Raw genomic sequence first — 24715 nt, 5'->3', positions numbered from 1 at the left:
TGCTATTTAAAGTTCTATGTTTAAACAATGTTTGAAGTTTTAAAGATATTCAAATTATGAAATATAGGCAAGTAAAGAAAGGGAAATAGCGAAAAGGCAAAAAGGAAGAAGGAAGAAGGGCGAAATGGTAAAACTGTAAATGCGTAAAAGTGTAAAATCGCAAAATTGTAAAATCGTAAAAGGATGAAGTCGCAAATTGGCAAATTCACAATTTTGCTTTTTTGCTTTTTTACAAAAAAACATTTCATTTTAAATACTATATTTGAAAAGAGGTACCTCAATTCCCCTCCTCCGGAGGGGTGGATTTCAAAGTTTTGTAAACTTTGAAAGACGGGGTGGTTTAAAACACACAATATGAAAGAAATTCTCACCATGATCCACGGAGTTCTCATTTACAGGAATTTCGTTGAAAATCTCCCATACAATCCCCATTTAAAAGCATTATTAAAAGATAAACGCAAAGCCAGAATTTTGGGTGAAGTGATCTTCTGGAAGAAAGTTCGTGCAAAAACCTTTCATAAAATTGATTTTGACAGACAAAGGATCATTGGAAATTATATTGTTGACTTTTATGTAAAAACTTTAGGGCTTGTAATTGAAATTGATGGTTCCAGTCACAATGAAAAAGAAGTTTATGACGGTATAAGGCAGAAATACCTTGAATCATTAGGATTGTGCGTTTTCAGAATCAGTGATTTTGACGTACGAAATAATCTGAGTTTAGTGATGAAGGAATTGGAGGAATTTATTGTACTGCATTATGGAGCCACCCCGTCTTCAAAAATTCTTTAAATTTTTGAATCCACCCCTCCAGAGGAGGGGAATTTCTTTTACTAAAAGAAGCTATTATTCAAATAAAAAAACCTTACTGAAAATCAATAAGGCTGCTTTGTTTATCGTAAAAATTTAAGTTAAAACATCATCATTTTCTTCTTCATGATCGTCTTCATTATCGCTGAGACTCCAATAATTGTTCTCTTCATCTTCCTCTCCTATTTCTTCCATGTCATCATCATCGTCTGCTCCCGGTATATCCAAGCCTTTATCAATTTTGTCATCGTCAAAGTCTTCTTCTAAAATAGGGTTTCCGTCGCCATCGAGCGAAATGTGTTTTTCTCTCTTAAATATATCTTCGCTAGGGTTATAATCCATCTGTTCTAACCTCTTGTTCTGCTCATTAATATTTTTCTCTGGTGCCATAATATTTAAGATTTTAGGTTTCTATAGTGAGAACAAAAATAATTCCAAGTTATTACAAATAGTCAGAATAAACTTCAGGATTTGCACAATAAGGCATTTTCTCATTTTTTGAAAAAGCGATGATATTTCCTGCCGCCAGTCTTGCCATTCCATTACGGGCTTCGATAGTGGCTGAGCCAATATGCGGCAGAATGCAGACCGTTGAAAGCTCCAGAATAGGATCATCCGCAGACATCGGCTCCGGATTGGTAACATCCAGTCCTGCACCCCATATTTTCTGTTCTACCAATGCCCGATACAGATCTTTCTGATTGTGAAATCCACCTCTGGCCGTATTGATGAAAATAGCATCAGGCTTCATCTGCTCAAAAAGACTGTAATTGAATAATTCCTGATGCTCAGGAGTAAAGTTCGCGTGAACACTCAACACATCGGAATTTCTGATCAGTTCTTCGAAAGAAACATAAGTTGCCCCTAAACCTCTTTCCGCTTCTTCATTATGACGGCGGTTGTGGTAAATAATATTCATACCAAAGGCTTTCTTTGATTTTTCTGCCATTTCATAGCCAATACGTCCTAGCCCAAAGATCCCCAGAGTTTTCCCATAAAGTTCCTGTCCCAAAGCATGCAAAGGATCAAATGCTTCCCAGCTTCCCTCTTTTACTTTCCGGAAATTATAACTTGCTCTTCTTGCCACCGACTGCATGAGCAGAAAAGCCACGTCTGAAGTTGCTTTGCTCAAAACATCAGGGGTATTCCCTACCGGGATCTTTCTTTTAGTGGCTTCTTTAATATCTACATGATCAAATCCGACCGAATATAAGGCAATGGCTTTTACATTCGGGCAGGCCTCAAAGAAATTTCTGTCATATTTAAATTCTGCCCCAATACTTAAGATGGCATCCGTATTTTTACAATATCTCAGCCATTCTTCATAAGAAAGGTTTTCTTTTTCCGGAACTATCATTTCCAGCCCTGCTTCTTTGAGCATTTTAATTCCTGTTTCGGGAATTCTTTTATTGATAAAGACTTTCATTGTTATAGATTAATGATTGTAAAGAAAAAACCTCACTCGCAAAAAGTAAGGTTCCTGAACTTTAATATTAAAAAATTATTTTCTTTTCGTCTGAGTGATATTTATGCAGTTTCTTCTGAACATTACTGAAGTTATGGGATAATTTAAATCTATTCATATCCATAATAGTAAGATTTTACGTGATGGGGTGATTGTATAAACTTCAATTTTCATTCCGAACCGGGTTCATAATTCATAAAAAAACATTAAAGTTTATGAACTACGAAAACCACAAAGTTTATTTTTAAAATATTTTTATCCAATCGGGTAAGCTCTCATAGTATTGCTAACGGAATAGGTTCTATTTTATTTTTGCCACGAATGCCTTTAGATTTGCAAAAGGATTTAGTAATAAATTAGATATTAATTAAATTCTGAAGAACCAGAGAAAATAAAGTGAACTAAACGAATTCATAGATACGAACTATTTCGTGTATCAGACTCTATTTTCTCTTTTGAATACTCGCCATTTAGAATTTTAAGCATTGCGGCTTATTAAAGGTTTTAGCATGATTCAAAATGGTTCATTCAGGATTACCCTAAATCCAAAGTTATGAAAACTTATTTTATCGGAATAGATATTTCCAAGGATACATGAATTATATTGTTATGAGTAGAGACTATAAAGTAGATATTTTATTCGTGGATTCGTGCAAAAAAAATAAGTGTAACACTTGCTGAAGATCTTAGATCTTCTTGTGCCTTAAAATACCCATAATGTATATAATCCTTTTGCGCCTTTGCGATTTCCAACAAATCTACATCATTTGCAAAATTTAATAAAGATCAAAAAGCTTAACAGCATAGAAATAAAAAAGCGCACCCAAAATGGAAGCGCAATATGAAATAGAAAAGGGAATTCTGGCGTACCGTTATTTTGTGCTGGTGAATTCTTGGGATTGAATTTTATTTTCAGCGGATGACATTGATTTTAATGAAAATAAAATTATTGGTTCGCAGGTTTTACAGATGACCAGAGTTGAGTGCGGAAAGTATGGAAGGTTGGAAATCGCAAAGGCGCAAGTTCTTTTACATACACAGAGTTGTAAGACGCAAGGATTTTATCTTCGATAAAATTGTATACCGCTGAATATTTCCACGGATGCGGTATGCTGTAAACTTGTCTATAGAATCTTCGCTGTGGTAAAAGAGAAGATCCCTTTGTAAACCTAACAAGATATAATTTGCAGATGCCTTAGGATACACGCATTTTTATTCGTGCATTCGTGGCAATAAATCAGTCTTCTTCCTATTGATTGGTACTTCCCAGCATCGGAACAAATTTATACGCCCCGAATTCTTCTTTTTCAAATTCTGTAGGACCTACTTTTGTAAATCTGTATAAAACCTGCTCATCTGTAGGACCCAACGGAATCACCATGATCCCCCCTACTTTCAGCTGCTTTAATAATTCTGTCGGTAAGGTTGATGCCCCACAGGTAACAATAATTTTATCAAAAGGAGCAAAAGTGGGAAGCCCTGCAAAACCATCTCCAAAGCTCTGAAATTTGGGGAAAAGATGGAGTTCTCTGAGTTTATTTTTTGAGAAATCAAACAGATCTTTCTGTCTTTCTACGGTGTATACATGAGCTTTCATTGCCATCAGTACTGCCGTCTGATAACCACATCCGGTACCGATTTCCAACACTTTTTCCCCCGCTTTTACCCGCAGAAGCTCTGACTGTTCTGCCACTGTAGAGGGATGCGAAATGGTCTGATGGGCCAGAATCGGGAAAGCCCGGTCTTCATAGGCAAAATCTTCAAAAATACTTTCAATGAAAAGGTGTCTCGGAACTTCATTCATTGCCGAAAGTACATTTTCATCTGAAATCCCGATCCTGTATCGGAGATATTCAACCAAATTCTTTCTTTTTCCTTTATGTACAAACGAATCACGCATCATTATTTAGAGAGTAGTTATTAGGGGTTACTGCTATTAGTTTTACAAAAGTAACGAAACAAACTTTACTGATCAACTCAAAGTCTGTTCGTTTTTTCCCTTTATATCAACAAAAAAATAAAACCGTCAAAAAATGAATGCTTTATCTTATTTTTCAATTCCATTTTATCTCTAAAGGTCCATAAAAATTGCTAACGGAATTATCACCACATCTTTTTCTGACAAAAAAATTATACGTTGTCATTTTACTTAATCCTGAATAAACATGGCCTGAGGCTGTGAAATCTCCACTTACCGGTGGAACAGAGCTTGTCGTTAAGACCGCTTCATAAGTAGAAACGCCATCATTTTCCCAAGATACTTTAGCTTCAAAAGTAAAAGCAAGTGCTGAAGAAGTAGTTTTTGAATAACTGGCATACGCCGGGATTGAACAAATCGTCGTATTGGTGGGCAAAACACTTAAAGGCCCAGCCCAGTAGCTCCGTCCATTATCTGTTCCGCAGTTTTTTCTTACATAAAGGTCATATTTCTTATTTTTATACAAAGGAACACTATAGGAAGTACTGCTGGTTAAAGCCTTGGTTCCAGTTCCTAAAGAAAACCCCTGGACTCCATACTGTACTTCATAATGTCCTGAGTTCTGACTGTTATCATCGTTCCAGGAAAATAAGTTATTTCCTTGTTCAAATTTCAGATTTGCCGGCGTTTCACATTTAGACGGATCTATCTTTACCTCATCTTCTGCACTATCTCCTAAACATCCTACAGTAAGTAATCCGCAGATGGATAAAATCGAAACTATTCTTTTCATGGTTGTTTTTTAGATCGTGAATTTACTGTAATTTCTTCAATGCACGGATGTCTTTTAATTTTAACTCTACTTATTTATTTTAAGTATATCCAAGTGAAAAGTCATGTATTTTTATAAATGTACATTCACTATATTTACAAAAATTTAATACAGCTATGTTAAAAGCAGGTTTGGTAGGTGCCGGACACTTGGGAAAAATACACTTAAAACTCCTTAATCAGTCAGATCGATATGAGTTTGTAGGTTTCCATGATAAGGATGTTGAAAACGGAAAGAAATTAGAAGCCGAATTCGGATATAAATATTTTGAAAATTTTGATGAATTGCTGGAGCAGATCGATATGCTGGACATTGTCACCCCGACAATTTATCATTATGATTATGCTTTAAAAGCAATTGAAAAAGGCCTTCACTTCTTTATTGAAAAACCGGTTACCCAGACTCTTGAGCAGGCAGAAGAGATCCTTCGTTTGTGCCAGGAAAAAGGAATCAAAGCACAGGTAGGACACGTTGAGAGATACAATCCGGCTTTTATTGCCACTAAGGAGTACATCAGCAATCCGATGTTCATTGAAATCCACAGACTTGCTGAATTTAACCCCCGCGGAACAGATGTTTCTGTGGTACTGGACCTTATGATCCACGATCTGGATATTTTATTGAGCATTGCCAGATCCAAAGTAAAGAATATCCATGCAAGCGGTGTTTGTGTAGTAAGCAAAACGCCTGATATTGCCAATGCAAGAATAGAGTTTGAAAACGGATGTGTTGCCAATCTTACCACTTCCAGAATCTCTATGAAAGCCATGAGAAAAAGCAGATTCTTCCAGAAAGATGCCTATATTTCCGTTGATTTCCTTGAGAAAAAAGCAGAAGTCATCAGAATGAAAGATGCGCCGGAACATCCTACTCCATTTGATATGATCATTGAAAATGCTGAAGGAGAAAAGAATCAGATCCTGTTTGAATATCCGAATATTCAGCCTAACAATGCTATTCTTGATGAGCTGAACTCTTTCGCAGATGCCATTACAGGTGATAAGAATGTGGAAGTTTCTCTTGAGGACGGAACTGAAGCTCTGAAAGTAGCCTTAGAAATTATGAAACTTATCAGTTAACATGAAAATACGGTCTGCTTTATTGTTTTTAGCAGCCATCACAGTGCTATCTTGTAACCAGAAGAAAAATGGTTACGAGATAGATTGTGATTATCAGAAAAAACAGGCTCAGAATGACTTCAATTATAAGAATTATACCTGGACTCTCTTTTCAGGGCTAGGCTATGATTATCTGGGCGAAGCAGAATTTAAAATACTTCTGAATCAAAATCACATCAAGACCAAAGACATCTCTTTATCCTGCGAAAGGTACCCAAATGACAAGTATGATAACTGCTGGGAAACTGAGATGAACAGACTCATTAAAAAAAAGTTTGGAAACCGTTTCATAGACTCTTTACGCTCTGTTGCAAAACAGAACTTTATAAAAAATCACCCGGAAGAAGTTTTTTCTTACGAACAATGTGACCAGACTTCCCGGTATCCTCATTCTACCATAGATAATCAGTTTGATAAAATTCGGTCCGACTATTTTTCAAAATACCCGGTTCCCAAACAATACCTAAAAAAAAACGAAGAATATTATTCTTATACTTCAGCCCGTTTTATTCTTTCTAAAACCGGAGAAATTAAAGATTTATCAATAGAAAGCCAGTTTCAAAACAAAAAAAACAATATATTTGGACAACAATTCAATAAACAGTTGAAAGATTTTGTTTTACATACGCAATGGATTCCTGCCAGAATAAGCGGTCTGAATGTAGACTCTTATTATGATGTTACGGTTCATTATGACTAAACCTTAAGTACTTTTCTCTATTATTTAAAATCAAACCACTATGAAAAAAGCCATTCTATTCTCTACTTTATTATTGTCTCAATTTGGGACATCGCAATTATTAAAAACCTCCGGTCAGAAAATCGTTAATGATAAAGGTGAAAACATTCAATTGCGAGGTCTTGGTCTCGGTGGCTGGATGCTTCAGGAAGGATATATGCTGAAAACAGCCGATTTTGCTGGTCCGCAATACAAGATTAAAGAAAAAATAGCTGAGCTGATTGGAGAAAACGGAATGCAGGCGTTTTACAAAGCTTATCTGAAGAATGGAATTACCAAACAGGATATTGATTTTCTGGCAAAAGCCGGATTCAACTCTATAAGGCTTCCTATGCATTATAATCTGTACACCCTTCCCATAGAAAAAGAAACCGTAAAGGGTAAGGATACCTGGCTGGAAGAAGGTTTTAAAATGACGGATGATCTGCTTCAATGGTGTAAGGACAATAAGATTTATCTGATCCTTGACCTTCATGCTGCTCCTGGAGGACAGGGAAATGATGCCAACATCTCAGATAATGATAAATCTAAGCCATCCCTGTGGGAAAATGAGGAGAACAAAAGAAAAACCATAGCACTTTGGAAAAAACTCGCAGACCGCTATAAAAATCAGGCGTGGATTGGCGGATATGACATCATCAATGAGCCCAACATCAATTTTACCGGAAAAAATCCTAACGGTACAGACGAAATGTCGAATGCTCCGCTATGGAAATTACAAAAAGATATTACTGCTGCGATCCGGGAAGTCGACCAGAAGCATATCATCTTTATTGAAGGAAATGGCTGGGGGAACAATTACAACGGTTTACCATCAGTTTGGGACAAAAATATGGCGTTCAGCTTTCATAAATACTGGAATTACAATGATGACGCAACCATACAGTTTGCATTGGATCTAAGGGAAAAGTACAATATCCCGATCTGGTTGGGAGAAACCGGGGAAAATTCCAATGTGTGGTTTACAGAGCTTATTCAACTGCTGAATAAACACAACATCGGCTATGCTTTCTGGCCCATGAAAAAGATTGATAATATTGCAGGAATTACCAATGTAAAAACCACTCCTGAGTACGAAAAATTATTGAATTTCTGGAAGAATGGCGGCGAAAAACCTTCAAAAGAATATGCTGAAAAGGCACTGATGCAAATTGCCGACAATTATAAATTAAGCAATGTAGAAATTAAGAAAGATGTTATCGATGCCATGTTCAGACAGACAACCGACGATTCTGCAAAGCCTTTCAAAAATCATCAGATTCCCGGGAGAGTATTTGCTTCGGAATATGATCTGGGAAGAATAGGCTCGGCTTATCTGGATAAGGATTTTATCAATCTCTGGGTAAGTGATCCTGCTAAAAGATCGGAATGGAATTTTGGCCAGCAAATGAGAAATGACGGGGTTGACATTTATCCATACAGCGACAAGATTACCAACCAATATTATGTAGGGAAAACAGAAACCGGCGAATGGCTTCAGTATACGATCTATTCCAAAACAGATAAAAGTTACTCGTTTGATATAAGATATGCCGCTGCAAATGATTCAAAAATAAAAATTGAAACAGCTTCCGGAAAAACTTTAGCAGAAGTCTCTTTACCGTCCACTGGAGGAAATGAAAACTGGAAAACGGTTCCGGTAAAAAACATCAACCTCCAGAAAGGAGAAAACAGGATCAGAATCATCTTTGAAAATGATGGGGTGAACCTGAATTATTTTGAAGTAAAGTAACCAGAAATATCTTAAATTGCAGATCCCTTTTAGCTCCTAAAAGGGATTTCTTGTTAACCTAGTTATTATGAAAAAAATTGCCTTTCTACTTCTAATGGTTTCAGCATGGTCTGCTGGCCAAAATACAACTTTAGATAACAAGATCAATGCTGTTATTAAAGATAAAAAAGCGACGGTAGGGGTTTCCGTTCTGGGATTCGAAAATAATTTCACCTACGATAAAAACGGAGATAAAAGACTTCCTATGTTAAGTGTTTTCAAATTCCATCTGGCTTGTACCGTGTTGAATCTGGCTGATAAAGGAAAGCTTTCTACTGACCAAAAAATCCTGATTAAAAAAGAAGATTTGCTCGAAAATACATGGTCTCCATTACGCGAAAAATACCCTAACGGAAATATTGAACTTTCTTTGGGCGAAATTATTGACTATACCGTTTCCAAAAGTGATAACAACACCTGTGACCTCCTTTTAAAACTTATAGGCGGCCCTCAAGCAGTACAGCATTTTATGAACTCCAAAGGAGTCAAAGACCTGCAGATCAAATACAATGAGAATGATATGCATAAAGACTGGAAAACTCAATATGGAAATTATAGCACTTCCCATTCTGCTGTGGATTTATTGAAAAAATTCTATGATGGCAAAATAATTTCTAAAAAATCAACGGACTTCTTAATGCAAATCATGTTGGGAACAACTACTGGAACTAATAAAATTGTTGCCCAATTACCGAAAGGCACTCCGGTTGCCCATAAAACAGGTTCCTCAGGAAAATATGACAAAAATCTCACTGTAGCAGAAAATGACATGGGAATCATTACATTACCCAATGGAAATCATTATGCTATTGCTGTCTTTGTAAATAATTCAACAGAGTCTGATGAGGTCAATACCAAGATGGTTGCTGATATTTCTAAGATCGTTTGGGATAATTTTAATAAATAAAATAATAAGCTTAATTTTAGCGCAGAGAATTGAGTTCATCATTTATGAAAAAAGGAATCGCAGCCGTGGCTGTATTTTGTTTTGCATTTTTCTTTTCACAGAAGAATCAAAAGTATCTGGAGATCAGCTATGGCAGTGTATGCTGTGGTCCGCCATCTGAAAAACCCGTCATCAGTTACCTGAAAGAGTTTAAGAAAAAGAACCAGATCAAAACCCTGGAAATCCTCCAGCAAAGAGGCTTAGGCAGAGAAGGTGAGTTTTCTTTATATGTGGGGATTGATTATCTTACGCCCAATCAGAAAAACCGTCTTACACGGGGGATTATGGCCACGGTTTCCAATCAGAATAATAATAGAAAACAGGACAGTAACGGAATGGTCAGTTTTGATTCGGCAATGATCGTGTCTCAATCGGATCTTATGAATGCAAAAAATTTAACTATCTATAAAAAATAAAAGAAAAAAATGATTAAAAACATTGTTGTTATCGGAGCGGGAACCATGGGGAATGGTATTGCACATACTTTTGCACAAAGCGGTTTTAAAGTAAATCTTGTAGATGTATCTCAGGAAGCTTTAGACAGAGGCCTGAAAACCATTACGACCAATCTTGACAGAATCATTGCAAAGGGAAATCTTACTGAAGAGCAAAAAGCTGAAACATTAGGAAATATTACAACTTTTACAGCGCTTAATGATGCTGTAGGATCGGCTGATCTTATTGTAGAAGCTGCTACTGAAAATCTGGACCTTAAATTAAAGATTTTCGGACAGATGGATGAACTGGCTCCTGCAGGTTGTATCCTTGCAACCAATACCTCTTCTATTTCTATCACAAAGATCGCCGCTGCTACTAAAAGAGCAGACAAAGTGATCGGAATGCACTTTATGAACCCTGTGCCTATCATGAAACTTGTGGAGATCATCAAAGGTTATTCTACTTCTAAAGAAACTTTCAGTGCGATCTATGAAATGAGCAAAACTTTAGGTAAAGTTCCGGTAGAGGTTAACGATTACCCTGGTTTTGTTGCCAACAGAATTCTAATGCCAATGATCAACGAATCTATCGAAACACTTTATAACGGTGTGGCTGGTGTAGAAGAGATTGATACGGTAATGAAATTAGGAATGGCACATCCAATGGGACCTCTTCAGCTTGCAGACTTTATCGGTCTGGATGTATGCCTTGCCATCCTTAATGTAATGTACGATGGTTTCAAAAATCCTAAGTACGCTCCCAACCCACTTCTTGTAAACATGGTGACAGCCGGGAAACTGGGTGTAAAATCAGGAGAAGGCTTCTACGATTATTCTGAGAGCAAAAAAGCTGAAAAAGTTTCAAAAATGTTTTTGAAGTAATCTTAAATCAATAATTTTATTTATCTTTGAGAAAGTTAAAACATTAAAAAAATGAAATTACCAAAGTTTTTATTAGCAGATAATTCGGAATTTCCAGAAGATCTATTCGTAGTTCATACAGAATATCCAAGATTTATCCTAAACGTTGAAGAAGAAGAAGTTGAGTGGTTAGATGATCTTGAAGGTGATGATGAAGAAACGATGGCAGACGAAGCTACGAAAGTGGTAGAAGCAGCATTCAAATGGTGCGATGAAGAGTTGGCTAAGTACGACGAAGAAGAGGAAGATTAATAATAGTCTAAACATAAAAAAGGAACTCAGATTGAGTTCCTTTTGTTTTTTATCTTATTCTGCTTTATTGAATTTCAATAATAGAAGATTGTCTTTATAAAGTTCTAGGGTATTTCCTGAGATCACATATTTATTCGCTTTCCCCATCATATCCATAAAGTTCTGCTCTACTCCGATGTTGTTACACATCATTTTGGTAGATCCCATCTGCCCTGCAGAGAAGCCTCCGGTAGAAGGATCTATTGTAGCGGTTCCAAAATAATTATTGCATCCTGCATTTCCTGTGATTTTCTCTCCTTCAATATTTAATGTTGGAATTTTCCCTTTCACGTTGTCAGCCAACGTCCATTTTGTATTGACAAGAGCCGGCTGAGCCTTCCCTACTTTAGAAGCAGACGGGCTGCTCATCGTTCCACATGATACCAATACTGCTGCTGTACATATACTTAAAAAAAGATTTTTCATTTTTTTCTTTTTGAATTAATCCAAATTTACGGAAATTATATTATTTAAACGGGAAGCGATGGATTTTATTATTCTTTAACACGTGGTTTTTTAAACACAAATGACACAAATGTTTTCACAAATAGCACGGGTTGTCTTAACGAGTGAAGCTTAGCAATCACAGCCTGAAATTGTAATCTGATAGGTTGGGAAAATATTTTCTTTTGCTGAGAATCTTTGATTCTCTTGCGTCCCTAAAACAGTTAGATGATCTTTCTTTGCGCCTTCGCGTTTTCCAACCGAAAAACTATCTCTTACAAAATAACTGTTAAAAACAAAAAAACGAACCTTTTCAGGTCCGTTTCTATCTATTTCTGTAATCTTTTTATTATTAAGATCTCAACTCAGCGTTGAATTCCTTCTGGAAAGATTTGATAAGAGAGTCCATTACTTCAGTAATTTCTTTTTCTTCCAGTGTTTTTTCTTCGTTCAACAATTCAAAACTCATTGCGTAAGACTTTTTACCTTCAGGAAGATTTTTCCCTTCATATACGTCAAATAAATTGATGTTTTTGATGAATGGTGATTTATTCTTCTTCGCAATCTGATAAAGCTCCTGATAATTTACACTCTTGTCGATCAATAATGCAAGGTCTCTTCTGATCTTGTTGAATTTTGGAATATCCTTGAATTTCAATTCATTTTTAGAACGTAATTCCTGAGCGTATTCCAGTTCTATTTCTGCATAGAAACAATCCTGATCAATATCAAAATCTTTCAGTAAAGCCGGAGCTACTTTTCCGATTCTTACTAAAATTTTACCATCTGCTTCATAAGCCAGGGCATCAGAGAATCTTGCATCAGACAAAGCAACTTCCTTATAATCAACAGCAAGTCTTTCCAATAAAACTTTTACATAAGCTTTAAGGTTATAGAAACTTACCGCAGATTTAGGCTGAAGCCAGTTCTCAGCAACATCTCTTCCTGAAACAATGATCGCCAGTTGTTTTCTTTCTTCGTACTTATCTTTTTTGTGGTAGATTTTTCCGAGTTCAAAAAACTTAATATCCTGATTCTTTCTGTTGATGTTGTAAACTGTATTCTGAAGAAGTCCTTCCAATAAAGACTTTCTCATAAACGCAAGGTCACCGCTTAAAGGGTTCAATAGTTTTACGGCATCGGTTTCATCTTTTACAGAAGTCAATGAATTGTTCATTACCTCATTGAAGCCAAGGCTTTGTAAAGCTCTTGCCCAGCTGTTTTCCAATTCATCCTGATCGTTTGCACTTAGCTTTACAGGGGTAAATGAAATTTTTTGCGGAGCATCAATCTTGTTGTAACCGTAGATTCTTAAGATCTCTTCGATCACATCGATTTCTCTTGTTACATCTGCTCTGTAAGCAGGAACAGAGATTTCAAAACCATTAGGAATTTCATTTAAAACCTGAATTTCCAATGCTTTTAATATTTCTTTTACTTTCTCTCTGTGAATTTTTGTTCCTAAAATCTGTTCGATTTTTGAGAATCTAAGGATCACATAGCTGTCTTCTATTTTCTTAGGATATTCTTCAAGCAATTCACCTACCAGTTTTCCTTCGGCAATTTCCTGAATCATTTTGATAGCGTGTGTGATAGCCGTTCTTGTAAGGTTAGGATCCACTCCTCTTTCAAATCTGAAAGATGCATCTGTGTTAAGATTATGGAATTTAGCTCCTTTTCTCACTGCAATCGGGTTGAAGTAAGCACTTTCAAGGAATACAGTTTTTGTAGCCTCAGATACTCCTGAATTCTCACCACCGAAAACTCCGGCAATGCACATCGGGTGATCTTTACCATCTTTGATCATGATTTCAGAACCGTTCAATGTTCTTTCTACCCCATCCAACGTTGTGAATTTCGTTCCCGGTTTTACCACTCCTACTTTCACGGTTTTATCTGCAATTTTATCTGCATCAAACGCATGAAGCGGCTGGCCGTATCCATGAAGAATATAGTTAGTAATATCAACTACGTTATTGATCGGGCTCAGTCCGATTGCTTTTAGTCTGTCTTTTAACCAAGACGGAGATTCAGCTACTTTTACATCTTCAATAACAGCTCCGATATATCTTGGACACAATTCAGTATCCTCGATTTTCAGTTTAAAATCATGAGAACCTTCATTATTTAAAGCTTCTGAAGCCACTTTATTAAACTGAGATTTCAATTGATTGGTAGAAAGATAAGCATGCAGATCTCTGGCAACACCATAGTGAGACATTGCATCTGTTCTGTTTGGCGTCAATCCGATTTCAAAAACCTCATCATTGGTTAATTCAAAATAATCAGCAAAGTTCTTCCCTACTTCATATTTGTTTTCATCCAATACCATGATTCCGCCATGATCTTCGCTAAGGCCAAGCTCATCTTCTGCACAGATCATTCCTTGTGAAACTTCTCCTCTGATCTTAGCTTCTTTAATTTCAAAAAAGTTTCCGGTTTTGTCATAGATTTTTGTACCGACCACTGCTACAGGTACCGTTTGGCCTGCATCTACGTTAGGAGCTCCACAAACAATATTCAACACTTTTCCGTTTCCTACGTCTACGGTAGTCTTCTTCAGTTTGTCAGCATTCGGATGTTTTTCGCAGGTTAATACTTTACCTACCACAATGCCTTCCAGACTGCCTCTTACACTCTCAAATTTATCTATCCCTTCAACCTCAAGACCTATATCTGTAAGGAATTCACCGATTCTTTCAGTTTTCGATTCCGTTTTTACAAAGTCCTTCAGCCAGTTGTTTGATATTTTCATTTGTTTATCTATCTACTTTTTTAATTGGTCAGATGAAACCAGCGGCCCCGTCTGTTCTTTTTTGAAACTTTAATTTGAAATATCACGCCAATATTGACATGATTTTTCGAGGTACAAATGTCGTGTTTTTTTGAGAAATAGAGAAATTTCAAACCGATTTTAAGAGAATTAATTTTCAGGAATTGCTTTCCCTGTACGGTGGATAAAACTCTTAGAAGCAGTTCTCAAGTTTAGATACGATCTGCGAAAGGTTTCACAACTTTCTTTACACTGTCAGAAAACAGCACCAGCCCAGCCGCCATCATGATAATATCTTTCAATACGAGACGCCCGGCTCCCGACAGATAAGGAAAGCCATATTGAGGAGTTGGATAATCGCCTCCAAGATTGGGAACATATACTTCAGGAGTCGTTATCAGAAATGACAAGGTCATCAGAGACATCAAAAAGGTGAGTATTCCACCGATAGCTCCTATTTTAGGAAACCAGACCCCCAGCAATACAAAACTGCCAATAATAATGATCATGGTTCCCAAGCCATATGAGAACCAATAAGTCCCATTTTCTTTATGCCAATCAATGTTTTTCTTAACGACCTTTCCTTCCGGATTTTTATAAAGTGTATATTCTAAAACCTGTTTCTGATCTTCATTCAGCACCTTATTACCTGCATTTTTATAGAAAAAACTCATCAAAGGGCTGTTGGCCACAAAGGGAACAATTCCGTCGGCTTCATACTGAAACGCTTTAAGTCCGCCAATCCAGGCCATAACAATAAAGATGGAAATTCTAAGAAAATTGAAGAAATAAGTATCCAGTCTTAATAATCTGTTGTATAATCTGCTGTTCTGCATAGGTTTACTTTTTTCTACAAAAGTATCAACCTCCCCTACGCTTTACCATAGATATTTGAGGACATTACATGGACATTTTAGCCACCACAGAAACGCCTACTTTCTCTCTGTATTGTTTTGGAGAACAGCCTACTGATTTTTTAAAGTACCTGCTGAAATAGAATTCGTCATCAAATCCCAATTCTGAAGCAACTTCCTTTACAGACCGATAGGTTAAATGAAGCAACTTTTTGGCTTCCAGAATAATTCTTTCATTGATAAGTTGTGAGGGCGTTTTGGCAAATTCTTTTTTTACCGCTTTGCTTAAAGTATTGTTGGCAATATTGAGTTTATCACTATAAAAAGTAAGTTCTTTTTCTTTTTTAAAGTAAATTTCCAACAGCTTTTGGAATTCCACGGCATTTTTATTGGGTAGTTTTTCGTTGGCTACTGAATGATTTTCAATACTGCTCTTTTGTTTACTGCAGATAGCCAGGATCAGCTGTATATAGGTTTTGATAATGGATTCGGAAAACTGATGATTTTCAACCCCTTCCTTTTTAATATGATGAAAGAGTTCCTGAATATATTTATAATGCTCCTCAGAAAGCTCTATTGCCGGGTTCAGATAGATATTATTGAAAAGAAGCCCGTTGCAGGCCACTTCTTCTTTATGATATTCTATACAGTAAAAATCACCATGAAAAAAGAGAACCTCAATACTTTCATCTGTTTCCGAGATCATTTTCAGCTTTTGATACGGCGAAAGAAATAAAACAGTATATCCATCGTAAGAATAATTAATACCATCCACAGCAAAAACACCAACGCCTTTCCACAGAACAACACTGTAATTTTCAGTGGTAAATTCTGAAGAAAAATCTGAAATGTGAAAGGACTGTATTTTTATTTCCATGATCTGCTTCATTTAAACACGAATCTCTAATGATTCACAAATAACACAACTTATTTTAGTAGTCTTTTGAATAGGTTTTCTTCTCTGCCAGGTATTCGCTTTTAGTTCCGTTACCAGTTCTGAAAAGGGTTTTTATAGTATTTTTTTGCTTTGGGCTTGCAGGATCAGGAAGAAAACATTGGAAGTGTAAATGAGGACCATTAGTCCAACCTGTATTTCCACTAAGACCTATCAGATCGCCTTTTTTTACTTCATCCCCTACTTTTACTTTCACTCCATTCTGTTTTAAATGAAAATATTGTGCAATACTACCATCAGTATGTAAAATAGAAATGTAATTCGCCAGATTAGCACAGTTTATGGTGGGGCATCCTTTATCATTATTCTGAATAGCCTCAATGACTTTACCTTCTCTCGCTGCTGTAATCTCGGTACCTTCCGGCATCACAAAATCCAAAGAATTTTCATTCTGATGAGAAAACGTCCCATTATATCCCTGATAGACATTGAATGACTTTCCCTTTTGAAAAGGAAGATCATATTGATAGTTTGTATCGTACGTCCTTATAGTTGCATCACCTGCCAATGTATAATATTCCGGCATTTTCTTGATTCGCCATCCTTTTTTGGTATCATTCACCACAAAATGGGCAATTTTATTTTTCGTAGATTTTGGAGGCAGAACATTGATCATTTTCAATTTTTCCGGCATTCGAAGGTTTTCTACTTCAGGTTGTTTAGAAAAAGTAATAGAAATTGGATAAATTTCAATATTATCAGCATAGTAGGTTATTCCGTCTTTATTTTGCTCATAGTACATTTTTGCACTTTGTTGGGAGAATGCCCATAGAGAATGTACAAGCAGCCCAAGAACTGTTATTTTTTTCATCGTTATTATTTTTCTTGATTCCTTTTCAGGTTTTCAACTCATTATTAGTTTCTTCAGAAGATCAGAAGGTTACTATATTACAAAAAAAAGCTGGAATTTTTCCAGCTTTCATTTTATTTATCATATTAATCTTACAATCCGATTACCGGCATTGACAACATTAAGATGTTTTCGTTTTCTTCAAGACCGTCAAGAGGTTCAATGATCCCCGGTCTGTTTGGTTGAGACATTTTCATTGTAATATCGTCTGATCCCAGGATCGTCAACATTTCTGTTAAGAATTTTGAGCTGAATCCGATATTAATATCTTCTCCGTTGTAGTCACAAGGGATCTGCATGTCTGCTTTGTTTGCATATTCGGTATCTTCTGCATGAAGGTGAAGAATATTTCCTGAAAGCTTAAATCTTACTTGGTTAGTAGATTTGTTTGACATGATAGACGCTCTTTTGATGGCTCCTAATAAAAGGTTTCTGTTGATCGTCAATACATTTGGATTTTCTTTAGGAATTACCGCTGTATAGTTTGGATATTTTCCGTCGATCAGTCTACAGATCCAGATATGTTTACCAAAAGTAAATTTAGCCATATTCTCATTGAAGTCGATGGTAACGTCTTCATTGGAACTTGCCAGGATATTTTTGAAAATGTTCAAAGGTTTCTTAGGCATGATAAACTCCATTGGCTCGGCATTCATAAGGTCTGTTCTTTTGTAGACCACCAATCTGTGAGAGTCTGTAGAAACGAAGTTCGTTTCATTTTCTCCAAACTGGAACAATACCCCTGTCATTACAGGACGAAGAGAGTCGTTACTTGTAGCGAATAATGTATTGGTTAAAGCTTCAGACAAAACTCCAGCCGGCATTGTTACACTCTGAGAAGCGTCAAATTCAGGCAACTCAGGGTAGTCATCAGCATTGTCTAATGCTACTGCGAAATTATCTTTTTCATCTAAAATCTCAAGCTGGCTTCCAGTACCTTCTGCATTGTCTTTTACAACAAATGTCAAAGGCTGTTCACCATATGTCTTGATAAAATCCTGAAAAATTTTAGCAGGAACAGCAAATTTACCTGAATCATCAGACTTTACTTCCAAAGAAGTCACAAGAGTTGTCTCGCCGTCAGATGCTGTAATGGTAACATTATTTCCGTCTAATTCAAAAAGATAGTTTTCTAAAATCGGTCTCGATTGAGAGCTTGATATTACGCCACTTACAGTTTGCAAAGCCTTCTGCAGTTCACCACTTGAAATAATAAATTTCATAGATTTATAAAATAAGTTTCTACAAATATAATAAATACATACAACAAAGAAAAAAATAATCCAGAGGAGTTTTTAACAAACATCATCAATCTGTTTTCAGACCGGATATTAAGGTCTGGAATTCTAAGACTTTACATCTCTTTTCAGAAATACTGTCTGTAGATCACTCCATTCTTCTTTTTAATCTTATATTCCAAATATAGCAGATAAAAAATTATAATCAAAATACAAAACCTATCTTTGTTCTTAAAAATAAGAATTCATGCAAAAACCTCCTCTCCATAAAAGTTTTTTAAATGCTTTCCGGGGGGTGGCTGCCATGATAAAAACGGAAAGAAATTTTCAGATCGAACTTCTGGCTTTCTTTATCAACTTATTTTTAATTTTTTATTTACACCTCAGCAGCATTGATGCTGTTCTTATTTTGCTGGCTTCATTTGCTGTGCTGAGCGCTGAAATTTTTAATACGGCCATTGAAAAGATTTGTGACATTATTCAACCGGATTTTGATCCAAGGATCGGCTTCATAAAAGATATTGCCGCAGGGGCTGTTATTTTACTGGCTATTGCTGCCATCATTGTTGGAGTTATCATTTATCCAAAGTATATTTTCATCTGATTATTACCACTATACCTTCTTTATTTTTTCATAATTTTTTTATAAAACTTGCAAAGCAGTTCAATTAATTTGATAATTTTCATTAAGTTCGCCAAAAATTAATTTATGAAAAAGTTTTTAGTAGGAATTCTGGCTGTCGGAGCTCTTTCATCATGCAGTACGGGAGATGATAGCTTACCTGATTATAATAATATTCCCGATTATAGCAATTCTGTTATAGTAGGAGTATGGAAAATACAAACCCAATATCAGATTTCAGGAAAAGACAAAACCACAGTGATCAGTGAAACCCTTCCTGATGACTGTAAAAAGAAAAGTACTTACGAATTCAGGAATGATGGTAAGTATGTAATGATTGATTATAATACTGTTGGTCCCAATTGTGAGAAAACGGAAATGACAACCTCTTTTCAATATGACCCAGTAACGATGAAACTTATAATCAATAGTCAGGAAAACTCAGTATTGGAGGCATCTTCCAGTAAACTATCTTACCTGTCTCCGACCAATCAGGACTATAATGGTGATGGAGTGAATGATTATATTAAATATGTTTATTATAAATAAATACTGCTATAGTATTCAAAAGCCTGCTCTCATGATTTGACAGCAGGCTTTTTTTATGTTCAATAAGTCTAAGGCTTTAATTATAATATTATTCTACTGCAATAAAAATATCAACTTCGGCCTCTGACGGATTCTGTGCTTTTTCTCCATAGGTCTCAAAATCTGCAGTAAATATTCTGCCAAGATCCATATTCCAGATCTTTATCCATTCATTAATGACTAAATTATCTGCAAGGTTCCCTTTTACGGTAAACTTTATGTAGTTTCCTCCTTCAAAGGATTTACCTACCATCCCTTCAGGAATATGATCTAGGTTTTCTACTTTACAGCCAAGTAGGGTGGTGTAGGGTTTTGTATGGTCTTTTTCGTAGTCAGTATATATGGAATATATTGTTGTATCGATCTTATTAGGAATAGCATTCACAATACCTTCATTCATCAGTTTTCCCCATAATACAGGAATATCTTGTGCTGCCTGATTATTTTCATTGGCTGTTCTTACAGCGATTCCGATCACCTTAAAAGGCTCTATTTTCATGTTATGCATTGTTTGATTTTTTATTGTACAACAAAGATAAGTGCCGGCAATGACAAGTGTATGTCAGGAGGAATAAGCTTTTTCAATCCTTTTTGCATCCAACCTTTCATCAAATAAAATAACTCATTAAAGATCAAATAAATAAAACATTATTTTCACCAAACCTTCCAAAGGCTAACTCAATATTATTCCATTTATAAAATGCAACCTGAATAAAAACCAACCATTAAATATTACATTATTTTGTTTTAAACAATAAATATTTTACCAAAAATATACCATTTATATTAAAATTTTATTTTTCACAAGTAGATGATATATAAAAAATCAATATATTTGCTGAAATCCAATAATAATTTATACATATGAAAAGCAAACTATTGTATGCGATCATGTTAGCCATGTTCATTTCGTGTAATACCGAAAGTACAGCACTGAACATGAGTGAACAAAAAAAGAGTGAAGAGATTTTAAATTTTGAAAAATCCATAAAAAGTCTTTCCCTTCCTGAAAACCGTGCTACTCCTGAAGAAATCAGAAATCAGAAATCTTTGGAGCTTAGCGATCGCCGTAAGGATATTTTGGTACCTTCAGCAATACAACTGATAAAATCCACCGGGGTAACGGATAAAGAATTTACTCAGGCAACACAGGGAGACCGTGATAAAATACTCACATGGGCAGTAAAGATCTATAATGAGAAGATCAACAAAATCAATCTAATCAACCACGTCACTCAAAACAATTAATCATGAAAAAAATATTCACTGCCATTTTTGGCTTATGTATAGCCGCTACCTCTTTTGCTCAAAACAATTATGGTAATCTGCATATATTTAATGATAATACTTACCACAAGCTGGATCTGAACTATACTATTTTTACAGAAAACCCATCAACATGTAACTATGGAATGCAGGCCATGGATTTGGTATCGCTTCCACCCGGTGTCATTACAACATACACTACCTTCGCAGCCAGTACGTCTACAGCCAATCCACCACACCCATACCCTATCGATATGTGGTCCGGAGGTCCTGGCAACCAGATTCCACCAGCCATTTCCAATACGCATGGATGGGGCTATATTAAGTTCCAACTGAAAGAAGCTCCGAATGTACCGGGAACTATGATTCCTACGCTAGGAGGTTCAGTAGGATTTTATCCTGGTTGTGGCGGTGTACCAACCAGTTTAAGTGGTACCAGCACACAAAATGGTATCGGTTATGCTTTTGGTGCTGAAGCCTTTACTTTAGCAGGCGATCTGTGGGTACACGTCTGGTAATCTTACAATAACTTTGTCATATAGATCATAGATTTTTAAAAAGCCTGTCAGGTTATTCACCGACAGGCTTTGCTTTATTTGCAGATGGAAAAGTTCCACACTATTTTCCTACATAAATAAATCCTTTTTTTCCGGATGTAAAAACGGTTTCTATCCTTTTGTAATCATCTACTTCATAATCGTCTGCCTGAATAATTTCGGTTTCTGTCACTTCAAAAAGCACTCCTTCTACTTTATCCTCTTCATTTCCTGAGAACTTCAGAACCGGATGGTATTTTTGTCCGCTTGTACGAAGTACTTCCGGATCGGTAATTTCAAGCATATCGATTTTATATCCGGATAAGGCGTCTTTTTCACCCTGTAAAATACGTCCGAATGTTTCGAGTTGAACCTGTTCTTTCTGTAAGGTTCCATAAGAGAATAGATAAGGCATTATAAATATTTTTCAATGATTGGCATTGCGATTTCGGCCATTATTCCATAGCCCTTTTCATTGGGGTGAACTCCGTCTGCAGATAGAAGTACTTCTTTATCTTCCAGTATTGCGTTATAAAAATCGATATATCTTAAGGAATGATCTGCGGCAATGTCTTTAAGTATTTGATTGTAGATGATCACTTCTTCGTTAGATCTCAGCTTTCCTGAACTGACAACTACTCCATCTATATGTTTCGAAACAGGAAGAACGCTTACCAGGTAAATATCTTCAGAAAACTGTCTGGCATGCTGAACAGCCCTTATGATATTATTTTTAAATTTTTCACGCCCTACTACCTGTACTCCCTCTTTGATCGCAAGGTCATTGGCTCCGTAGCTTAGGAAAACCAAATTTCCATCCACTGAATTTCTTGCACTTAATTCTGTAGGCATTCGTTTCAATAAACCTTCTGTTGTTTCGCCACCGATTCCTAAATTGAATAAAATCAGTTCATCACCATTTCCCTCATGGAACTTTTGCAGTGCATATCTTTTCAGAATATCTACCCAGCCCCCAAATACACCGTCATACTCTCCATACGTTATACTGTCTCCAAAAAACAGCCCATACACAATTTTCTTCATTCGATTAATTCTTTTGTTCTTTGATTTTAATCGTTTTTACTCTCCGGATTAAAATATTTTTCAAAGTAAGATAAAAATCTGCGAAAACAGTGTGATCTGCGAGAAATTTTTAATCTTGGGGTTAAGTTTTTTTATTTTTTGAAGCAAAGTTTTTATGATAATTCTGTACATTTTAGAGAGCTAAGAGGAATCAACAAATTGATTGGATGAAGCTGGCGGAAAAATATTGAAAACAGAGAAACGTAACTATTTTAAAATTTCCGCTCATTATTCATTATTCATTATTCATTATTCATTATTCATTGCTTGTTACTTGTTGCTTGTTGCTTGTTGCTTGTTGCTTATCAACCCAATATCAGAGTAATATCCGTGTGTGATTCAATAATCTCCACGAGGATTTCAAACAATGTTTGCCCTTTTCCTTCGTTCAGTTCATTCAGTTTCTTTTGAATCAATTCTATATTGAAAGGTTTTCCCTGTCTGATCTTATTTTCGTAAAATTCACGGGTTGCATTCAAGCCAAGGTCTTCCTGTGATTTCGGTGAATTTTTCCACGTAATGTCTGTTTCAACTCCGTAAAGAATATCATCAAAACCATCTAAGGTTCCCACTTTCCAATCTTCATCTTTCATGAAAAGTCGGGAAACTTCATCATAAAAGCCTATCAGATCTGAGAAATGATTAGCATTGATGACCGCCATTTTTCTGTTTTGAATTTCTTTATGCATTTTTTTATTATGGACTATTATTTCCTCAGATAAACATTTCCATATTTGGATTTAAGATTATATTGAGGTCCTTTTCCCGGCATCGTGGTGACTAAGGTATGAAAAGCCGTAGAATCTTTTCCTGTAAATTGGGTATCAAGGTTAGAATAAATCTGTCCATAAGAGGTTTCTGCAGTAATTTTCCCAATGTTCTTCTGTACAATTGTAGCATCCACACTCCCATAGGTTGAAGTAGCCGTAATTTCTCCCCCGAAATTTTTCACTTCTATGATTCCGTATTTGGATTCTATTTGGGTTTGAAGTGATTTCGGAACTTTGATTTCCAATCCAATATGAATTTCCACTCCTGTAGTTACGGTGTTGAATGTAACATTGTTTACCTTGCAAAACTCCTGGTACTCTTCTCTGGTTTTAAAACTTAGTTTTTTACCTTCATGTTTCACTGTAATTTTATGTGGAAGGTTTTCTACATCCGGAACTGTACCTTCTACAACCAGAGAGTTGCCATCTTTGGAATCTTTGATCAGAAATGCATTGTTACTTTCATTATCATTGATATTAACGGTTCCCGAAATCTGAATTTCGTCTTTGTCCCAGGTACTGATTCTGATTAGTTCAGGGTAATCAAATTTTAAGAGTACTTTCTGATTTTTATTTACAGAAAAGTTCTTATTAACCGGTGTCTGTGCTGCAGTGAGATTAAAAATAAATCCGAATGCAAAAATTAGTACTATTCTCATTTTGCTCTCAAATAAATTTTACTGTGATCTGAACGTACATCAATGTTGATTCCCCCTCCGTTCACTTTTCCAATGAGCTCATCACCATTACCCATCTTATCCTCTTTCTTGTCAATATCAATTTTAAATTCCGGTGAAGCATAAATTTCACCATAGGACGTTGTAGCCTTCAGATTAGCTTTTATGGATTTAGGAAGGCTTACATCTACAAGACCGTACACTGAAATGATAGACAAAGGGCCTTTTACATTTTGACTGAATACGGCCTCCACATTACCATAGATCGACTTTACAGCCACCGGACCGGTAATGTTTTCCAACTGTACATTATTATAAGTCGCTGCAATTTCGATTTCATTCTGCATATTTCTGAACACTACTTTATCTCCATATTGCGATTGATGCATGAATGAAACAATCACATTTTCCGGAACCAGGATTTTTACTTCGGGTGCAGAGAGTTTTTTCATTGGATTAACTTCCAGTACGCCACCTTTCTCAACGATATTAATTCCGAGCCCGGTGTTATCAACCATTCCTATTCCGTTGATTGCCTGAAGTCCTTCTGCACGTTTGTCTTCCGCAGGTACTTTGCCTTCCAGAGAAAAGATAATTTCATTTCCTTTGTAGCCTTCTACTGTAACTTTTCCGAGGTTAATCTGCAGCTTTCCTTTGTTCTTACTGACTTTATATGTTTTGGAACTTTGTGTTGCCGAAGGATTTTTGTCTGTATTTTCCTGTGCCTTAACGAAGAATGTTGTCAAGGCAAGCATGATTAAAAGTATCTTTTTCATGATGTTTAATGGGTTAATGTCATTGGTTTGTATAT

The 24715-nt window shown here is 36.0% G+C and carries 28 protein-coding genes; 12 read left to right on the top strand and 16 right to left on the bottom strand.

Annotation, left to right across the window (positions count from 1 at the left end; all coding sequences use genetic code 11):
* Positions 1-354 precede the first annotated feature (354 nt).
* Positions 355-792, top strand: coding sequence for an endonuclease domain-containing protein (locus AC106K_RS14650; RefSeq protein WP_482446264.1), 438 nt, complete (start codon positions 355-357; stop codon positions 790-792).
* A gap of 114 nt (positions 793-906) precedes the next feature.
* Here AC106K_RS14650 and AC106K_RS14645 read toward each other — a convergent pair whose 3' ends face one another.
* From AC106K_RS14645 to AC106K_RS14630, 4 genes are all read right to left on the bottom strand, one after another.
* Positions 907-1200 carry a hypothetical protein gene (locus AC106K_RS14645; protein ID WP_482446263.1) on the bottom strand — a complete coding sequence of 98 codons (294 nt, stop codon included), beginning with the start codon at positions 1198-1200 and terminating at the stop codon, positions 907-909.
* 52 nt (positions 1201-1252) lie between these two features.
* Entirely contained in the window at positions 1253-2236 is a 984-nt protein-coding gene (locus tag AC106K_RS14640) for a 2-hydroxyacid dehydrogenase (RefSeq protein WP_482446262.1), read from the bottom strand.
* A gap of 1288 nt (positions 2237-3524) precedes the next feature.
* Positions 3525-4175, bottom strand: coding sequence for a protein-L-isoaspartate(D-aspartate) O-methyltransferase (locus AC106K_RS14635; protein WP_482446283.1), 651 nt, complete (start codon positions 4173-4175; stop codon positions 3525-3527).
* A 154-nt stretch (positions 4176-4329) separates the two neighbouring features.
* Complete coding sequence (locus AC106K_RS14630; protein ID WP_482446261.1) at positions 4330-4986, bottom strand: hypothetical protein; 657 nt, start codon at positions 4984-4986, stop codon at positions 4330-4332.
* Positions 4987-5141: 155 nt separating this feature from the next.
* Here AC106K_RS14630 and AC106K_RS14625 point away from each other — a divergent pair, with 155 nt between their 5' ends.
* The 7 genes from AC106K_RS14625 to AC106K_RS14595 all read left to right on the top strand — a co-directional run bounded on the left by AC106K_RS14625 (position 5142) and on the right by AC106K_RS14595 (position 11209).
* A complete protein-coding gene (locus tag AC106K_RS14625) occupies positions 5142-6104 on the top strand; it encodes a Gfo/Idh/MocA family protein (protein ID WP_185289953.1) in 963 nt (320 codons plus the stop codon).
* Position 6105: 1 nt separating this feature from the next.
* Positions 6106-6843, top strand: coding sequence for a hypothetical protein (locus AC106K_RS14620; protein WP_482446260.1), 738 nt, complete (start codon positions 6106-6108; stop codon positions 6841-6843).
* A 40-nt stretch (positions 6844-6883) separates the two neighbouring features.
* Positions 6884-8614, top strand: a complete 1731-nt coding sequence (locus AC106K_RS14615) for a cellulase family glycosylhydrolase (protein WP_482446259.1) — start codon at positions 6884-6886, stop codon at positions 8612-8614.
* A gap of 67 nt (positions 8615-8681) precedes the next feature.
* Positions 8682-9560 carry a CGA/CIA family class A beta-lactamase gene (gene bla-A, locus AC106K_RS14610; protein ID WP_482446258.1) on the top strand — a complete coding sequence of 293 codons (879 nt, stop codon included), beginning with the start codon at positions 8682-8684 and terminating at the stop codon, positions 9558-9560.
* A gap of 44 nt (positions 9561-9604) precedes the next feature.
* Positions 9605-10015, top strand: coding sequence for a hypothetical protein (locus AC106K_RS14605; protein ID WP_482446257.1), 411 nt, complete (start codon positions 9605-9607; stop codon positions 10013-10015).
* A 12-nt stretch (positions 10016-10027) separates the two neighbouring features.
* Complete coding sequence (locus AC106K_RS14600; RefSeq protein WP_482446282.1) at positions 10028-10918, top strand: 3-hydroxybutyryl-CoA dehydrogenase; 891 nt, start codon at positions 10028-10030, stop codon at positions 10916-10918.
* A gap of 51 nt (positions 10919-10969) precedes the next feature.
* Entirely contained in the window at positions 10970-11209 is a 240-nt protein-coding gene (locus AC106K_RS14595; RefSeq protein WP_002977986.1) for a hypothetical protein, read from the top strand.
* A 54-nt stretch (positions 11210-11263) separates the two neighbouring features.
* Here AC106K_RS14595 and AC106K_RS14590 read toward each other — a convergent pair whose 3' ends face one another.
* The 6 genes from AC106K_RS14590 to dnaN all read right to left on the bottom strand — a co-directional run bounded on the left by AC106K_RS14590 (position 11264) and on the right by dnaN (position 18347).
* Positions 11264-11674 (bottom strand): META domain-containing protein, encoded by a 411-nt coding sequence (locus tag AC106K_RS14590; protein ID WP_185289956.1) that lies wholly within the window; start codon positions 11672-11674, stop codon positions 11264-11266.
* 370 nt (positions 11675-12044) lie between these two features.
* Complete coding sequence (gene pheT, locus AC106K_RS14585; RefSeq protein ID WP_482446256.1) at positions 12045-14447, bottom strand: phenylalanine--tRNA ligase subunit beta; 2403 nt, start codon at positions 14445-14447, stop codon at positions 12045-12047.
* A gap of 230 nt (positions 14448-14677) precedes the next feature.
* Positions 14678-15301, bottom strand: coding sequence for a DUF417 family protein (locus tag AC106K_RS14580; RefSeq protein ID WP_482446255.1), 624 nt, complete (start codon positions 15299-15301; stop codon positions 14678-14680).
* A 64-nt stretch (positions 15302-15365) separates the two neighbouring features.
* Positions 15366-16196 carry an AraC family transcriptional regulator gene (locus AC106K_RS14575; RefSeq protein ID WP_482446254.1) on the bottom strand — a complete coding sequence of 277 codons (831 nt, stop codon included), beginning with the start codon at positions 16194-16196 and terminating at the stop codon, positions 15366-15368.
* 55 nt (positions 16197-16251) lie between these two features.
* A complete protein-coding gene (locus AC106K_RS14570) occupies positions 16252-17085 on the bottom strand; it encodes a M23 family metallopeptidase (protein ID WP_482446253.1) in 834 nt (277 codons plus the stop codon).
* 131 nt (positions 17086-17216) lie between these two features.
* Positions 17217-18347, bottom strand: coding sequence for a DNA polymerase III subunit beta (dnaN, locus tag AC106K_RS14565; RefSeq protein WP_047096054.1), 1131 nt, complete (start codon positions 18345-18347; stop codon positions 17217-17219).
* Between the two features lie 262 nt (positions 18348-18609).
* Here dnaN and AC106K_RS14560 point away from each other — a divergent pair, with 262 nt between their 5' ends.
* Positions 18610-18966, top strand: coding sequence for a diacylglycerol kinase family protein (locus AC106K_RS14560; RefSeq protein WP_482446252.1), 357 nt, complete (start codon positions 18610-18612; stop codon positions 18964-18966).
* Between the two features lie 105 nt (positions 18967-19071).
* Positions 19072-19533: a lipocalin family protein gene (locus tag AC106K_RS14555; RefSeq protein ID WP_482446251.1), complete on the top strand. Its 462-nt coding sequence runs from the start codon at positions 19072-19074 to the stop codon at positions 19531-19533.
* A gap of 88 nt (positions 19534-19621) precedes the next feature.
* Here AC106K_RS14555 and AC106K_RS14550 read toward each other — a convergent pair whose 3' ends face one another.
* A complete protein-coding gene (locus AC106K_RS14550) occupies positions 19622-20080 on the bottom strand; it encodes a GyrI-like domain-containing protein (protein ID WP_482446250.1) in 459 nt (152 codons plus the stop codon).
* A gap of 356 nt (positions 20081-20436) precedes the next feature.
* On the opposite strand from AC106K_RS14550, the gene AC106K_RS14545 reads away from it, so the two are divergent.
* Positions 20437-20820 (top strand): hypothetical protein, encoded by a 384-nt coding sequence (locus AC106K_RS14545; protein WP_185289771.1) that lies wholly within the window; start codon positions 20437-20439, stop codon positions 20818-20820.
* Between the two features lie 2 nt (positions 20821-20822).
* On the top strand, positions 20823-21356 hold the full coding sequence (locus AC106K_RS14540; protein WP_482446249.1) for a hypothetical protein: 534 nt from the start codon (positions 20823-20825) through the stop codon (positions 21354-21356).
* A gap of 100 nt (positions 21357-21456) precedes the next feature.
* Here the strand turns inward: AC106K_RS14540 and AC106K_RS14535 are convergent, their stop codons facing one another.
* From AC106K_RS14535 to AC106K_RS14515, 5 genes are all read right to left on the bottom strand, one after another.
* Positions 21457-21789 (bottom strand): gamma-glutamylcyclotransferase family protein, encoded by a 333-nt coding sequence (locus AC106K_RS14535; protein WP_482446248.1) that lies wholly within the window; start codon positions 21787-21789, stop codon positions 21457-21459.
* Complete coding sequence (locus AC106K_RS14530) at positions 21789-22418, bottom strand: SGNH/GDSL hydrolase family protein (protein ID WP_482446247.1); 630 nt, start codon at positions 22416-22418, stop codon at positions 21789-21791. The genes AC106K_RS14535 and AC106K_RS14530 overlap by 1 nt, the downstream gene beginning before the upstream one ends.
* A 344-nt stretch (positions 22419-22762) precedes the next feature.
* The gene (locus AC106K_RS14525) at positions 22763-23146 is read right to left on the bottom strand and encodes a barstar family protein (RefSeq protein WP_482446246.1); all 384 of its coding nucleotides are present in this window, start codon (positions 23144-23146) and stop codon (positions 22763-22765) included.
* A 17-nt stretch (positions 23147-23163) separates the two neighbouring features.
* Positions 23164-23886 (bottom strand): hypothetical protein, encoded by a 723-nt coding sequence (locus tag AC106K_RS14520; RefSeq protein ID WP_482446245.1) that lies wholly within the window; start codon positions 23884-23886, stop codon positions 23164-23166.
* Positions 23883-24680 (bottom strand): DUF4097 family beta strand repeat-containing protein, encoded by a 798-nt coding sequence (locus AC106K_RS14515; protein ID WP_482446244.1) that lies wholly within the window; start codon positions 24678-24680, stop codon positions 23883-23885. Before AC106K_RS14515 ends, AC106K_RS14520 begins: the two co-directional genes overlap by 4 nt.
* Positions 24681-24715: the final 35 nt, after the last annotated feature.

The organism is Chryseobacterium sp. FR048 (assembly GCF_056844665.1).
This window is presented reverse-complemented; position numbering and strand designations above follow the sequence as displayed.

Coding starts and splice junctions, on each gene's coding strand:
- AC106K_RS14520 (WP_482446245.1), bottom strand. CDS start 23,886: ATGAGAATAGTACTAATTTTTGCATTCGGATTTATTTTTAATCTCACT.
- AC106K_RS14570 (WP_482446253.1), bottom strand. CDS start 17,085: ATGAAAAAAATAACAGTTCTTGGGCTGCTTGTACATTCTCTATGGGCA.
- AC106K_RS14555 (WP_482446251.1), top strand. CDS start 19,072: ATGAAAAAGTTTTTAGTAGGAATTCTGGCTGTCGGAGCTCTTTCATCA.
- bla-A (WP_482446258.1), top strand. CDS start 8,682: ATGAAAAAAATTGCCTTTCTACTTCTAATGGTTTCAGCATGGTCTGCT.
- AC106K_RS14630 (WP_482446261.1), bottom strand. CDS start 4,986: ATGAAAAGAATAGTTTCGATTTTATCCATCTGCGGATTACTTACTGTA.
- AC106K_RS14530 (WP_482446247.1), bottom strand. CDS start 22,418: ATGAAGAAAATTGTGTATGGGCTGTTTTTTGGAGACAGTATAACGTAT.
- AC106K_RS14515 (WP_482446244.1), bottom strand. CDS start 24,680: ATGAAAAAGATACTTTTAATCATGCTTGCCTTGACAACATTCTTCGTT.
- AC106K_RS14595 (WP_002977986.1), top strand. CDS start 10,970: ATGAAATTACCAAAGTTTTTATTAGCAGATAATTCGGAATTTCCAGAA.
- AC106K_RS14560 (WP_482446252.1), top strand. CDS start 18,610: ATGCAAAAACCTCCTCTCCATAAAAGTTTTTTAAATGCTTTCCGGGGG.
- AC106K_RS14540 (WP_482446249.1), top strand. CDS start 20,823: ATGAAAAAAATATTCACTGCCATTTTTGGCTTATGTATAGCCGCTACC.
- pheT (WP_482446256.1), bottom strand. CDS start 14,447: ATGAAAATATCAAACAACTGGCTGAAGGACTTTGTAAAAACGGAATCG.
- AC106K_RS14545 (WP_185289771.1), top strand. CDS start 20,437: ATGAAAAGCAAACTATTGTATGCGATCATGTTAGCCATGTTCATTTCG.
- dnaN (WP_047096054.1), bottom strand. CDS start 18,347: ATGAAATTTATTATTTCAAGTGGTGAACTGCAGAAGGCTTTGCAAACT.
- AC106K_RS14640 (WP_482446262.1), bottom strand. CDS start 2,236: ATGAAAGTCTTTATCAATAAAAGAATTCCCGAAACAGGAATTAAAATG.
- AC106K_RS14625 (WP_185289953.1), top strand. CDS start 5,142: ATGTTAAAAGCAGGTTTGGTAGGTGCCGGACACTTGGGAAAAATACAC.
- AC106K_RS14525 (WP_482446246.1), bottom strand. CDS start 23,146: ATGCATAAAGAAATTCAAAACAGAAAAATGGCGGTCATCAATGCTAAT.
- AC106K_RS14575 (WP_482446254.1), bottom strand. CDS start 16,196: ATGGAAATAAAAATACAGTCCTTTCACATTTCAGATTTTTCTTCAGAA.
- AC106K_RS14580 (WP_482446255.1), bottom strand. CDS start 15,301: ATGCAGAACAGCAGATTATACAACAGATTATTAAGACTGGATACTTAT.
- AC106K_RS14645 (WP_482446263.1), bottom strand. CDS start 1,200: ATGGCACCAGAGAAAAATATTAATGAGCAGAACAAGAGGTTAGAACAG.
- AC106K_RS14590 (WP_185289956.1), bottom strand. CDS start 11,674: ATGAAAAATCTTTTTTTAAGTATATGTACAGCAGCAGTATTGGTATCA.
- AC106K_RS14550 (WP_482446250.1), bottom strand. CDS start 20,080: ATGCATAACATGAAAATAGAGCCTTTTAAGGTGATCGGAATCGCTGTA.
- AC106K_RS14615 (WP_482446259.1), top strand. CDS start 6,884: ATGAAAAAAGCCATTCTATTCTCTACTTTATTATTGTCTCAATTTGGG.
- AC106K_RS14605 (WP_482446257.1), top strand. CDS start 9,605: ATGAAAAAAGGAATCGCAGCCGTGGCTGTATTTTGTTTTGCATTTTTC.
- AC106K_RS14620 (WP_482446260.1), top strand. CDS start 6,106: ATGAAAATACGGTCTGCTTTATTGTTTTTAGCAGCCATCACAGTGCTA.
- AC106K_RS14635 (WP_482446283.1), bottom strand. CDS start 4,175: ATGCGTGATTCGTTTGTACATAAAGGAAAAAGAAAGAATTTGGTTGAA.
- AC106K_RS14650 (WP_482446264.1), top strand. CDS start 355: ATGAAAGAAATTCTCACCATGATCCACGGAGTTCTCATTTACAGGAAT.
- AC106K_RS14535 (WP_482446248.1), bottom strand. CDS start 21,789: ATGCCTTATCTATTCTCTTATGGAACCTTACAGAAAGAACAGGTTCAA.